This window comes from Peribacillus sp. GL_122 (assembly GCF_057835005.1).
In genome coordinates, this window is record NZ_CM174415.1 from 3,176,502 (window position 1) to 3,190,843 (window position 14,342).

10 protein-coding genes are annotated in these 14,342 nt (G+C 39.0%); 1 reads left to right on the plus strand and 9 read right to left on the minus strand.

What is annotated here, in order from left to right; all coding sequences use genetic code 11:
- Window positions 1-148: 148 nt before the first annotated feature.
- The 5 genes from AC3ISB_RS15260 to AC3ISB_RS15280 all read right to left on the minus strand — a co-directional run bounded on the left by AC3ISB_RS15260 (window position 149) and on the right by AC3ISB_RS15280 (window position 6,937).
- A complete protein-coding gene (locus AC3ISB_RS15260; protein WP_489273658.1) occupies window positions 149-907 on the minus strand; it encodes a hypothetical protein in 759 nt (252 codons plus the stop codon).
- A gap of 428 nt (window positions 908-1,335) precedes the next feature.
- Window positions 1,336-1,467, minus strand: a complete 132-nt coding sequence (locus tag AC3ISB_RS15265) for a hypothetical protein (RefSeq protein ID WP_489273659.1) — start codon at window positions 1,465-1,467, stop codon at window positions 1,336-1,338.
- 15 nt (window positions 1,468-1,482) lie between these two features.
- The gene (locus AC3ISB_RS15270; RefSeq protein WP_480339483.1) at window positions 1,483-2,904 is read right to left on the minus strand and encodes an amino acid permease; all 1,422 of its coding nucleotides are present in this window, start codon (window positions 2,902-2,904) and stop codon (window positions 1,483-1,485) included.
- Between the two features lie 817 nt (window positions 2,905-3,721).
- Entirely contained in the window at window positions 3,722-4,852 is a 1,131-nt protein-coding gene (locus AC3ISB_RS15275; protein ID WP_063235023.1) for a histidine kinase N-terminal domain-containing protein, read from the minus strand.
- 252 nt (window positions 4,853-5,104) lie between these two features.
- Complete coding sequence (locus AC3ISB_RS15280; RefSeq protein WP_489273660.1) at window positions 5,105-6,937, minus strand: sigma-54-dependent Fis family transcriptional regulator; 1,833 nt, start codon at window positions 6,935-6,937, stop codon at window positions 5,105-5,107.
- Window positions 6,938-7,455: 518 nt separating this feature from the next.
- Here AC3ISB_RS15280 and AC3ISB_RS15285 point away from each other — a divergent pair.
- Complete coding sequence (locus tag AC3ISB_RS15285; protein WP_489273661.1) at window positions 7,456-8,937, plus strand: aldehyde dehydrogenase family protein; 1,482 nt, start codon at window positions 7,456-7,458, stop codon at window positions 8,935-8,937.
- A gap of 198 nt (window positions 8,938-9,135) precedes the next feature.
- Here the strand turns inward: AC3ISB_RS15285 and AC3ISB_RS15290 are convergent, their stop codons facing one another.
- The 4 genes from AC3ISB_RS15290 to AC3ISB_RS15305 form a co-directional block, all read right to left on the minus strand.
- A complete protein-coding gene (locus AC3ISB_RS15290) occupies window positions 9,136-9,840 on the minus strand; it encodes a TerC family protein (protein WP_141994836.1) in 705 nt (234 codons plus the stop codon).
- Between the two features lie 287 nt (window positions 9,841-10,127).
- Complete coding sequence (locus tag AC3ISB_RS15295; RefSeq protein ID WP_489273662.1) at window positions 10,128-11,648, minus strand: tagaturonate reductase; 1,521 nt, start codon at window positions 11,646-11,648, stop codon at window positions 10,128-10,130.
- A gap of 88 nt (window positions 11,649-11,736) precedes the next feature.
- Window positions 11,737-12,750 (minus strand): zinc-binding alcohol dehydrogenase family protein, encoded by a 1,014-nt coding sequence (locus AC3ISB_RS15300; RefSeq protein ID WP_489273663.1) that lies wholly within the window; start codon window positions 12,748-12,750, stop codon window positions 11,737-11,739.
- A gap of 44 nt (window positions 12,751-12,794) precedes the next feature.
- Entirely contained in the window at window positions 12,795-14,300 is a 1,506-nt protein-coding gene (locus AC3ISB_RS15305; protein WP_489273664.1) for a UxaA family hydrolase, read from the minus strand.
- Window positions 14,301-14,342: the final 42 nt, after the last annotated feature.

Here is a 14,342-nt window from a genome sequence, read left to right on the forward strand (position 1 = left end):
ATCTCCCACAAACGAATATATTCCAGGAATGGACTCATCTATTCTAATAAGTTCACAATGAGCATTCATTTCTTTAGAAAACTGATTAATACAACAAAAAAAGGGAGTAAGCGGTAGCTTACTCCCTTTCATTCAAGAACTTATGCTTTTAAGCTTCCATCCCCTTTTTCACTAACTTAGATGGATTATTTACTTTATACCGTATTTCTTTATTGTATTTTTTGTCGACCACTTTTCCATCAAATTCGATTGCGTCCCCTTCTTCGAGCTCAGCTTTTTTTAATGTCTTGCTATAACCACACCAAGCATCGCCGATTGTCAATTCAGGTTCCGTTGTCACTTTGACATTCTCCAAGAGTATGACTTCATCTTCTTCACCAGTGAAATGGTTCATTTTCGCCGTGAACTCCTTGACGGTTGCAGTGAAATGCACTTTTTCCCCTGGTAAGTCTAACTTAGGTTTTGCTGTCGTCTTTTTAGTTTTGGTTTTTGCTTTTTTTGGTTCTTCACTTAGCTGATCAGAGTTTTCCGTAATTGGTGCTTCCATTACCTGTTCAGTTTCAATTGGATCTGCAGATGTTTCGGAAACCGGTCCACTCAACAATTCTTTTTCGAAACTGGAGCTTTGCATTTCCTTTAAATAGGAAGGGTGAATGCAACTAAGCTTACCATTTTCAAATTCAACGACTACAGTGTCTAGACCATTTCCATACTGTTCATAGCCTGCTAATTTGACTTTTGCTTGAAAACTGCCGCTTTTATATAATAGTTCTCTTTTTACCGAACGGGCAGTGAATAATTTCCATTCCAATCCTTTAGCGATATAGTCCGTATCATCTAAAAAAGAGATATACTCTCCTTTTGGTGCAATATAATGAATCAAATCTTCAGCTGGAGTTTCAGCCACAGTCACCACTCCTAATCTTTTCTATAGATTATATTCTAGCAAAGGATTTCAAAGTTGCAAATGAATGAGCATCATAATGGGGTTGATAGCAGTCACAATTACGAACACGCTTAAATTCCCCCCATTAAATGTATGTGATCATTTATGGAACCAGAAAAAAAGCTGCCCATTAAGAGCAGCTCAGACTGTAGACAAACTAGATAAAAATTAAGTTTGTCTATGTTTTTTTGAGGGTTTGTAAAAACTTGAACGTTGATTGGAACGTAGGGTACTCGCATTCCGCGGGCGTTCCGCCCTCGGCGCTCTTTGCGCCTGTGGGGTCTCCCTTTGACGCGCTTTTCCCACAGGAGTCTCCCCATCTTCAAAAAAGACTTTTGGAATTCATATGCTGGCTGGATTTTGCGTTAAAGAAGGTTTGATCGATCATTTCATTTTCTCTTCGGGTCAATACAGCCGTAGCCCTTGTTCTGTTTACCATAATATCCTTTTGCTAGAAAACGGTTGTTTGAAGAGCAGCGTTTTATTAGAATAGTCAATCTTTTCTTTCTATAATTACACAAAATCGACTACATCCGTTACCCTTCCTTAACGTGAATTTTTTTTAGTGTTGCTTCTTGTTCAGGAGTTATTACCTTTTTCTTATGATAAAACAGGAAGTATGACCCAATTACTAGAATCGTGAGAAGGGTTGTAAGAAAGAATTGCAATCTCATGGAATCAATAAACGCCTGAGCAACGAATATAATAAATAATACGGCAATAGTCGCGTAGGTTAAATAAGGGAATAGCCACATTTTCACTTTGAGTGTCCCGGGATTTTCTTTTTCCGTCTTTTTCCGTAAATATAGATGGGAAAAGGCGATAAAGATATACATGATCATAGTGACTCCTCCAGAGCTGTTTGCGAGAAAAGCAAACAATTTATCAGGAGAAACAAATTTAAATGTCGTGCACACATAAGAAAAGAAAACACTTGCCGTTAACGCCCAAATCGGGATTCCCCTCTTATTCACACGAGAAAGGATTTTCGGTGCATCACCTTTTTTTGATAAAGAATATAACATACGGGAGCTTGTATATAGCCCTGAATTCAAAACAGAAAGCAATGAAGTGAAGATTACGATATTCATGATTTGACCCGCTGCCGGCAGGCCTGCCATATCAAATACGCTGGCATAGGGGGTTTTTAGTAAATCTTCAGCCCCCTGGGGGATTACGAGAACCAACACGGTCACTGAACCAACAAAGAAAAGAAGGAGACGCCAGACAACACTGTTTATGGCTCTAATAATATTTTTTTCAGGGTTTTCAGACTCTCCTGCAGCAATTGCAGCTACCTCACTTCCCGATAAAGAGAAAGTAATGAATATCACACTAAGAAGGACAGGCAGAAAACCTTTTGGTAAAAATCCTCCATCCCCAGTAATGTTTGAAAGGCCTGGTGAATCAAAACCCGGAACAAATCCAAAAATCATGGCGGCACCCAGGAAGAGGAATATTACAATGGCAGCCACTTTCATGAAAGCTAGCCAGTATTCAAATTCCCCATAAGCTTTGACTGAATAGATATTAGTAATCGTCATTAATATAGGGAAAGATAGACTAGCAGCCCACATAGGTATACCAGGAAACCAATCATGAATCATAGTACCCAATAATGTAGTTTCAATAGCAATGATGATAACCCAGTTGAACCAGTATAACCAGCCGATCGTGTATCCGGCCCAGGGACCAAATGCTTGATGTGCATATGTTGAAAAGGATCCGCTATCAGGATTTACTACAGCCATTTCACCCAGCATGCGCATTATAAGCACGATCATCAATCCTGCGATTATATACGATATAATAGCACCAGGTCCTGCTGAATTTATTATTGTTCCGCTTCCGATAAATAGTCCTGCCCCAATTACCCCGCCAATAGAAATCATTGTGACATGCCTGGTCTTGAGACCATGTTTCAATTCATTTGTTTGAAGTGCCACTATTGTCACCATCCTTTAAAACTGTCTATTTACCGTTTTGTAAGCAGTAAACCACTGCTCATGGGTACCCTAGTAGAAATCTTTCATTCAAAAAAAGGTTACAGTCTTATCCCGTTTCATCAATAGTTTTAATGAGGCCAAATTCATATCGATATATGTATATTGCACAGCATATACTCTATTAACTGTATCCGCTTTCTTTTTATAATCCTTTTTTACTACCATCAGCCCCTCAACGAAATACACGGAAAGTACAATGTTCTGGTTGATTTTGCACTTTTTGCTTTTTGTTGAGTGAAGTCCTTTTATGTAAAAATATAGTTACCCAGCTCTATTATTCCTTCCTCACTCTTCTTTTTTTATAAAAGCACCCTCTCTCACTAAAAATTTTATTCATATATTATAAAAGCAATATCCATGCCAAAAAAAGGATAGTTATTTTAGTAGTGTTTAACGCTTTTATGAATTTAAAACGATTCGATATTGAATCAAAAATTCAATTTTCGATTCAAATATTAATTATTAACCCTTTTCGATTCACAATCGAATCAAAAATGACAATTTAATTGTTTTCTTTTGAAATTTCGACACACATATATACTGAAAAATAACAGGGATAAAAAAGAAGATGCTAAAATCCAAAATGATTTCTTGGCACCTTCCAAATAGATTTATTTTCACTGAGAATGATTTTATGTAAATTACCGGCAGACCCGGAATGCCCTTCTACTATTAATCAAAGAACTATGTACAAGCGTCGAAAAATATCGATATGTATATAATGCTGTATGTAAAGTCACAATATGATATGTATTAACCCATTATATATTCAGTTCTGAACTTTTGGGAAATGGATGCTGAATGTAGTTAAATTTTCATTGGAGACACAATTCATATATCCATCATTACTTTCAATAATCTTTTTACATACGTATAATCCAATTCCCGTTCCTAGCTCCTTCGTTGTGACAAAAGGCTCAAAAATAGATTCTATCAATTCACTGGCAATGGCCGGTCCATTATTTGAAATTCGGATTATTCTTTCATTCGCCTCAATTATAGAGTTTATCCTCAAAATTCTAGGATGTTCCTTATCCTTTAAGGCATCAATGGAATTTATAAAAAGATTCAAGAACACCTGTTTTAACCCATCCTTGCTCGCTGTCATGACAAAGTTTGGATAAATATTTATTTCCACATTAACGCTGGCATCCACTATATTTGCATATGTCAGTTCTTGTATTTCTTCAATTAACTTTAACACGGAAATTTCCTCTCTTTGTTCCTCATTAAAATCAGATTTAGAGGTATGGAGGAATTGGGTTATCCTGAAATTCAACTGATTTAACTCATAATCAATGATATCCAAATATTTCAAGCTCGGGTTCTCCCTCTTCAGTAATTTATTGAACCCCATGATAGCTGTAAGAGGGTTTCGGAACTCATGTACAAAACTTGATGATATCTGACCCAGTACCGCTAATTTATCTTTGTGGTTTTCACTAATATAAGACTTTTTTTCCTCAATCACTTCATTTGTAAGATTCGTATATCTAGTTACTGCATGGTAGCTGAACGTATCAAAGTGCAAGTTGATGTCATTAATGAATTTCTTCATATAATTAATTGGGATATTGGCCCCAAAAACATTTCTAATTATGATATTTCTCCCCAAATTGATATTATATAGAAAATCCCCAATGTTGATATTTGCTTCAAGACGTTCTTTTGCAACCTGGTAAGCCAATTTTATCAGCACATCATCAGACAATATTTCCTTGAACGTTTGGATGACCAGTGAGTACATCCCATAACCATTTTCTTTAATCTTTTCTTTGTAGGGGTCTATTTCATTGATCTTAATAGTCTCATTCCATTCATTTAAAAACGCAGATTCATTTTCTTCCAAATATTGAATCAATACATGTTTATACTTCGTATGTTCAGATGACAACTTCATACTATTGACCACACATCCCTTGCGGAATTTTAGATACTATATCAATAACATCATTCTATATGAGATTTTGATTTCCTGCACTTCATTATTTATTGTTTTTCAAGGTGAAATGTAGCTTATAAAGAGATAAGGTATGCTGGTCCGCATATAGTTACTTGCGATAACAAAGATTCGACCAAATCAGGTCGAAAATTCGATATTGTCATAAAAAGGAAACGCATCATTCATGTTTTTTTATATACGATGAAACTCTTACTTTTGATAGTTGATTCCATATTTTTTCATTTTTCTATAAAGCGTATTTCGGCCGATGTCGAGTTGTTTCGCGGCGTTACTGATATTTCCATTTGTTCGTTCCAATGCATTTCTGATAAGTTGGGTTTCTTGTTCTTGAAAGTTTCTTGGTTCTCGATCGGCATTTGCCCCTTCCTCATGTGTAACGGAAGAAACAGGACAAAGTGCTACAAGCAAGTCCCTTCTAATCGGGCCATTATCAGCTAGGAATGCAGCCTGACCGAGCACGTTTTGTAATTCGCGGAAATTTCCTGGCCACGAATATTCCAAAATGAATGTTTTAGCTTCGTCAGTTAGTTCGGTATGTTCACTCTTATAAGGTAAATCCGCTAAAATGTATTCTGCTAACAGCAATAAATCTTTACGACTCCTTAGATTTGGAAGTTTTAAAGATAATCCACAAAGACGGAAAAATAGATCTGCACGGAATTCTCCAGCTTCAATTTCTTTTTGTAAGTCTTTGTTGGTGGCGGCAATGACCCTTACATCGATGGGAATGGAAGCATGTCCGCCGACACGCGTCACACATCGTTCCTGAAGCACACGGAGCAGTGTCGCTTGAGCTTGAAGCGGCATATCCCCGATTTCATCCAAAAACAGGGTTCCGCCATCTGCCGCTTCGAACTTCCCCTTATGCCCGCCGCTTTTTGCGCCAGTAAAGGCACCCTTTTCATACCCAAATAACTCACTTTCCAATAAGTTTTCGGGAATTGCGCTGCAATTGATGGCGATGAATGGCTTATCACTTCTTAAGCTAACCCCATGAATGGATTGAGCGAACAGTTCTTTTCCCGTTCCGCTTTCTCCAGTGATTAGCAGGCTGATATCAAGTGCTGCAGCTCTTTTAGCAATGGATATGGTTTGATTCATTTGCGGATCATTACTTATTATATCAGTAAATTGATAACGATTAGTTGTTAAACCATCAATCAATTTTTGTTTTTTTAACCGCACGATCACGGAGGATTGATGTTCTATATTATTGCCGAGGGTTTGTACCAAGAACTCCTGGTCTTTAATTGAAACCTTCTGTTCTAAAACAAGTGGGTCTGTTCCAGATATTATATTCGATACCGGTTTTCTCAATGTGCCTATAACATGCGACGCCGCTAAATTGAGATCTGTAACTTTCCCCTCTTTATCAAGGGTAATTAACGGATCAGGGTATGAATCATAAATATAATAAAGGTTTTTCTCCCTTTTTTGAGTATGGGACAATAATAGTGCTTGTTTGATGCTATCAGCCACCCTCTGAACTAAACTAATGGAAAAAGGATGATAATTCTGTTGATGACTGCTTAAGTTCAAAACACCAAGCAGCTGCCCATCGGGGTGATAAATGGGCGATGCGGCACAAGTAAGGAAATGGTTATCCTGATGAAAGTGTTGACTGCCATGAATCAATACTGGGTTTTTTTCTACTATGGCAGTTCCTATTGCATTTGTTCCTTTTGATTCCTCTAGCCAATTTGCCCCTTTTCTCAGGGAAACATTATCTGCATGGCGAATGAAAGCTGGATCTCCAACTGTTTCGATGATATATCCTTCAGGAGCAGCAAGTAATAATATGGACTCCAAACCATTAATCGAGCGATAAACTTCTTCTAAAATGGGGGAAGAATGGTACAGGAGTTCTGCATATCGTTCGTGGTATTCGGCCAACTCAAATGCACCAAGCATATCTTCCTTATCCATCCTGCTTGGCTGAAGCCCCTTCGAAATGCACCGCTGCCATGATTCTTGAATAAATGCCGGTATGGTTCCTTTATCCGCGCTAATATTAACAGACATTGAATAATCCTCCCGTATGTATAATCCAGTAAAATGGCCACTGTTTTTTATTCAATTTCATTAATGAAATTATATGCAATTTAATATTTTAGAGTATTTAGGATTTGTTCATTCAATTTAATTATAACAGAAAATTCAGATATTCACCAAAGTGAAGACAGCCATCTGCGAACTACTTCACTTTTTTGTTCCATATTGGAACACCTGCTTGTTCCAATATGGAACAGAACGGCACCTTCCCATATCCCTCTACTATCTTCTTTAACTGGTTTCATTGTTTTTTTGTTATTGGCATAAGTCTTGCATAATTACATGTCGAGAAATTGATTCCTTTTTGATAAGGGGGGAACGAAATCAAGTAATCAAGTTTTTAAAGATATTCAGACATGCTGCAAGTCAGCTAAAGAGAAATGTATCGAAAACATAAGCTTATACCTAATCCTTTACTTAGAGGAACGCCATTGTCTCAACAGATTTTATGATGGAACCTTAAATCCAAATGAAAAGGGGTATTATACATGGAACAAACTATTAAACTAAATCCACGAGTGCAAGAATTCTTGAAGGGCACTAAAAAGCTTTTGATTAATGGGGAATTGGTGGAAGCTGCTTCAGGAAAAACCTTTGAGACTCTTGATCCTTCAAACGGCAAGGTTTTAGCGGTTGTGAGTGAAGCAGGTCCGGAAGATGTCGATAAAGCAGTCAAAGCAGCCCGTAAGGCTTTCGACAACGGTCCTTGGAAAAAAATGAGTGCATCGGAACGCAGTCGCCTCATTTATAAATTAGCGGACCTCATGGAGGAACATAAAGAGGCGTTAGCACAATTGGATACCCTGGATAATGGCAAGCCAATTGGCGAAACGGCTAATGCCGATGTCCCCCTTGCAATCGATCACTTCCGTTATTATGCTGGATGGACCACTAAGATAGTAGGACAAACAATACCTGTTGCTGGGAATTACTTCAACTATACCCGTCATGAAGCAGTTGGAGTGGTAGGGCAAATCATCCCTTGGAATTTCCCTCTACTTATGGCCGCATGGAAATTAGGCGCAGCCCTAGCAACCGGATGTACGATCGTTTTAAAACCAGCGGAGCAAACGCCGCTTTCAGCATTATATTTAGGTCAATTGGCGCTTGAAGCAGGTTTTCCTCCTGGCGTTCTTAATGTCATACCTGGATTTGGGGAAACAGCAGGGTCACCGCTTGTAGACCATCCAGATGTCGATAAAATTGCCTTTACCGGTTCAACCTCAGTAGGGAAAATGATCATGCGCCAAGCTTCGGGAACTGTGAAAAAAATCTCGTTGGAATTAGGCGGAAAATCACCTAATATCATTTTACCGGATGCAGATATGAGTAAAGCCATTCCTGGTGCTTTAATGGGCATCATGTTTAATCAAGGACAAGTTTGCTGTGCCGGTTCCCGACTGTACATTCAAAAGAAATCCTATGACAATGTGGTAGCTGACTTAGTGTCACATGCAAAAAACATTAAACAAGGGGCCGGTCTTGATCCATCTACCCAGATAGGGCCTTTGGTTTCCAGTGAACAATTGGAAAGAGTGGGTAGTTATATTGAAAAAGGAAAGTCTGAAGGAGCCGAAGTGGTTACCGGGGGCAATTACGGACAAGGAGAGGGCTATTTTGTAACACCTACAATATTTGCAGGCGTTGAAGATGAAATGACAATCGCTAAAGAAGAAATCTTCGGTCCTGTTGTAGCTGCCATGCCATTTGACGATTTGGATGATGTGATAAACCGTGCAAATAACTCTGAATATGGATTGGCTGCTGGTTTATGGACACAAGATGTAAAAAAAGCCCATTATGTGGCTAATGAATTAAAGGCAGGTACAGTTTGGGTAAACTGTTATAACGCCTTCGATGCAGCTTCACCATTTGGCGGTTATAAACAAAGTGGAATCGGACGGGAAATGGGCAGTTATGCTTTGGATAATTATACGGAAGTCAAAAGTGTATGGATTAACTTAAACTAATAAAAGAATGAACGCTCCATATGATCATTTGTCTCGGGTATCGTGATTGGAATGCATGTTATCGATTCCATAAATATTCGCAAAAAGGAGTACCAAAGTGCGGACTTTGGTACTCCCTTTTCTTGTTTTGAAACTTTTATCATTGGGGCATAGAAAAAAAGAGAGACCTTTCATTTTCGAAAGGTCCCTTTGTGTCCATCATCCATTACGTTCGATTTGCATTTTCTCTCTGTTTGCTTTTTCTTTTTCTATATTTTTCTGTCTTGAAGTCCCGGCAACCAGGATTCCAATCACCACTATCGCTTCAAATCCATATTTAATGAAGGGATTTGCAAAATAGTCTTGCATGAAGGGTTCAGCTACAATCATTTTAGCAGCTGTCCAACCTAGTATTCCCGCACCAATTATTATGATGACTGGGAAACGTTCAATCAGTTTCAGGATCAAAGTACTTCCATACATCACTACTGGGATAGATACAAGTAAACCGATCACCACTAAAGTGAAGTTACCATGAGATGCACCTGCAACCGCTAGGACGTTATCCAATCCCATCAAAGCATCCGCAATAATGATAGTTTTTATGGCAGCCCACATAGAGTCTGCAGGCTTCAAATCATGTTCCTCTTCTTCGATAAGGAGCTTATAAGCAATCCATACAAGAAGTAATCCCCCTATTAAATGCAGTCCAGGCACCTCTAAGAGCCAAACAACCAGCAGCGTTGCGATGATCCTTATCACTATTGCCCCGACCGCTCCCCATATTATCACCTTTTTTTGCTGATCTTTTGGAAGCTTTCTTGCAGCCAATCCAATAAGGATCGCATTATCACCGGCTAGAACCAAATCTATCATAATGATCGCTAAAAGTCCTGAAATGAATTCACCTGTTAAAAAATCCAACATATTTTCCTCCTTTATACAAAAATAAAGAGACCTCTGCCATATATGGCAAAGGTCTCGCTAAGCACTAAATGAATTAGGCCAATAAAGCCGGTGGAATTCCACGTAATGACGACTTTATTTCAGGTTATCCCTGACGCTACTCCCCTTCACGGGAATAAAGAATATGTAATTCTTTTGATATCTTCCATTAGGAAACTACCAAGTAATTATATCACTTATCCAGTATACCAAAAATACAAATAAAATAAAGAAAAAAATAAGAGATAGGAAGGATATTCATGAACTTAACTTTGCCCGAATCCTTTCAACGGATAATCTCCATCAATCATTCCTTCTAGATATTGGCATAATTCATTTCCTAGGTTCGGGATACCGCTCAAATCCTTCCCCCATAGATATTGATTACTTAAGGTGGCTTCTATCAATTGTCTAAGCGGGATCCCTCCCCTCTCATAACCAAGCCATTGTTCCTTGAAAAATTCAATAGTCTTTATATCATCTTTAACAACATAGACTTTACCCGCGAAGCTTTTACCAATATAACTCCCCTTTACATCATGAACCTTATAAAATCGGATCAGGCCCGAAAAACCTCGGACGATACAGTCGGGTAGCTTGCCTTTCGCCCTATGATATTCCTCTAACGTAGGCAGGAGACGAACCTTAAACTTCGAAATACTATTCAGCGAAATATCGGCCAGGAGGTGATGTACAAAAGGATTCTTAAATCGCTCAAGAACACTTTCCCCATATAGCATCATCTCATTTTGATCAAAAGGTAATGAAGGAATTATTTCCTTTTCGATGGCATTGCTCAGGAATCGGTTGAAATCAGGATGATCTATTACCTGTTTTACTTCCTCCAATCCAGATAAAATGCCTAAAGGAGCCATCAAGGTATGTGAACCATTAAGAATCCGTACCTTCCTCATTTGATAAGGCACTAAATCTTTAACCCAACGCACATTTAATCCGGATTGTTGTAAGGGAAGACGTTCATCAATAGAAGGGTCACCTTCAATAGCCCATAAATGATAGGGTTCTGCCGTATTTAGCAGAGTATCCGTATATCCCCATGATGCAAATAGTTTTTCCGCCTCATTAGCTGGGAATCCTGTAACGATACGGTCTACAAGCGAGTTTAAGAATAGATTGTCCCGGTCCACCCACTCCATGAAGGGAATTGGTAAATCCCAATCCCTGCTATGCTTAAGAACACATTGCTTCAATGAATCACCATTTCTCTCTAAAAGCTCACATGGAAGCATGGTGAGTCCTTTTTCCGCATCTCCGTTGAAATGCAGATAACGATGATATAAAAAAGCAGTCAGTTTTCCTGGAAAAGATTCAATCGGGATTCCTTCTTCCAAAGGAATCGGCTGGTATTTGAGTCCTGCTTCAGTCGTGTTAGAAACTACAAATTCCAATGCAGGGTTTTCTGATAGTGCTAAAAATTCCATCCATTCTCCATATGGATCAATTACCTTCGAAAAAACGGAAATGATCTCTGTATGTTCCACTTTCTCCCCTTGGTGAAAACCACGTAACATTAATGTATACAATCCATCTTGCCGCTTTACTTCCTCTATTTTGCCTTTTCCGGAGGGGCGTGGCTGGGTAACTGCAATACTTCCCAGGAAATGGCCTTGTTTATTACATTCATAAATCATCCAATCAAAGAAGCCCCGAAGAAAATTACCTTCCCCAATCTGCAATACTTTTATGGGAAAATCCATCATATGTGAATATTGGACAGCTTTTGTATCTTTACTCAGACCCTTCAGTTGGCTTTTATTAAAGTTCATGACCAAAGAACTCCTTTCTAACAGAAATATCCAATTTGAGTGTGATTTCAAGAGGTTACCCTTACGACAGCAAACCTAATGCTTATGCTTATATTTCGACAATGGCCTTGATCACTTTAGCTTCAGGAGTTAACCACCCTTCAAACTGATTGATCATTTCATGTAAATGTGTGCGGTGTGTAATATACTGACTCATATCCAACTTATCATTTTTCAGCGTATTCACGACATAATCAAAGTCTTCCCTTGTTGCATTACGGCTTCCCATTAATGTAAGCTCTTTACTGTGGAATTCAGGATCATTAAAGGAAATATCCGCTTTAACTAAACCTACATATATCAATCTTCCGCCGTGAGCAGGATATTTAAATGAATCCATCATTGATTTAGCATTACCTGTTGCATCAAATACCACGCTTGGCATATCTCCATTTGTCAATTCAGCTAATTTCGCCATTGGATTCTCCAAAACGTTCAAAGTATAATCGACATTTGCCCATTTGCCAGCAAACGCAAGGCGTTCATCATTTACATCCATTGCGATTACCTTCGCACCCTGTTCTTTAGCGAATGCCATGACTCCCAAGCCAATTGGACCAGCACCAATTACCAGTGCAAATTCCCCTTTTTGAATAGCAGCGCGCCTAACTGCGTGAGCCCCTATACTTAAAGGCTCTATCATTGCGGATTGGTCAAGTGTAAGACCCTCTGTTCTCACCAAATGATTATAAGGAACCGTCATCCACTCACTCATGCCGCCTTCAGCATGTACACCCAAAACTTTCATATCCGTACAGCAGTTCGTTTTTCCACTTCTGCAAGCCAGGCATTTTCCACATTCCATATAGGGGATGATCGATACTTGATCTCCGACATTCAGCCCTGATTCATTCTCCGATATGGATTCAATATAACCGGATAATTCATGTCCAAGTATTCGAGGGTAGCTAAAAAAGGGTTGATTACCACCATAGGCATGAATATCCGTACCGCAAATTCCTATTCGCCGCACACGAACCAAAGCTTCGCCTGAATTTGGAACCGGTTTTTCCGTCTCGATCATCTTAAATTCAAAAGGTTGTTCACAAACAATACTTTTCACTGAATAACACTCCTTTTTAGTATCTTAATAGATATTTACACCTGTTAGAGAATGACGCCTTCTTTAAAGATGCTTATCTCCCGATAACCGAATTTTTCATTATTCGTTTTCTTTTTACCTGATGAAAGTTCAAGAATGTATTGGAATAAATCGTCCTTTAATTCCTCGATCTTTTGACCTTCAATCAGTTGCCCTGCATTATAATCAATCCAGTGTTTTTTACGATCGGCTAAATCTGAATTCGTTGCTATTTTCACGGTTGGCACCGGTCCGCCAAATGGTGTTCCCCTTCCCGTAGTGAACAGAACGATATGTGCACCTGCTGCTGCCAAAGCCGTCACCGAAATCAGGTCATTTCCAGGAGAATTGATTAAATTCAAACCATGCTTCACTACCCTTTCACCATATGGGCTAACATCCACTACAGTGGCATGGCCGCCTTTTTGCGTGCACCCAAGAGATTTTTCCTCCAGCGTACTTATGCCGCCTTCCTTGTTTCCAGGTGAAGGGTTTTCATAAATTTCCTGATCATGGCGAATGAAATACTGTTTGAAATCATTAATAAGGCAAACGATTTTATTAAAGGTTTCTTCATCTCTTGCCCTGTTCATCAATATCGTTTCCGCTCCAAACATCTCAGGAACCTCTGTCAATATCGTGGTCCCGCCATTTTCTACAATAAGGTCGGAAACCGCACCAACCAATGGATTAGCTGTAATGCCTGAAAAACCATCGGAACCCCCGCATTTCAAGCCTATTTTCAGCTTTGAAACCGGTACGGGCTTGCGTACGAATCCTTCGGCATATTCCACTAATTCTCCCATTAAACGTAAGCCGCTCTCCAATTCATCTTGAACCTCCTGGGCTTTTAAAAATTTAATGCGATTTGGAGGAAATTCGCCTATGACCTCTTTAAATGCTTCGATTTGATTGTTCTCACATCCTAACCCTACAACTAAAACCCCTGCCGCATTTGGATGTTGAGCCAAGGCAGCTAAAAGTTTCTGTGTATGTGTCAAATCATCACCCAATTGAGAACAGCCGTATGGGTGGGAAAAGTGTTGAATCCCATCGATTTGTCGATCTTTAAACTGCTCATTTCCCATTTTAGCGAGAATTTCACATGTTTTATTGATGCAACCAACCGTGTTGATGATCCAGATTTCATTTCGGATACCCACTTCCCCATTTTCACGGATATATCCTTGGAAGGTATGATCTTGACTTGACTCTTTTGTATTTTGACTGCTAGGTTGATAGGAATAATCCAATATACCATGCAAACCGGATGCTAGATTATGGGTGTGAACCCAATCGCCAATCGAGATATCTTCTTTAGCTTTTCCGATCGAGTAGCCAAATTTGATTACGTCCTCCCCTCGTTTTATCGGTTTCACTAACATTTTATGCCCTTTAGGAATGTCATCACTTGCCTTTATATGGATCATTCCACTGTCTTCCGATTGAATCTGGAGGCTCTGTCCTTTATGAATCCCCTCCAAGGAAATAACAACATCATCATTTGAATGCAATTGAACAAATTTATTCATTTTGTCCCCTCCTTATCATGAGTGAAGACGTTCAAAACCAAA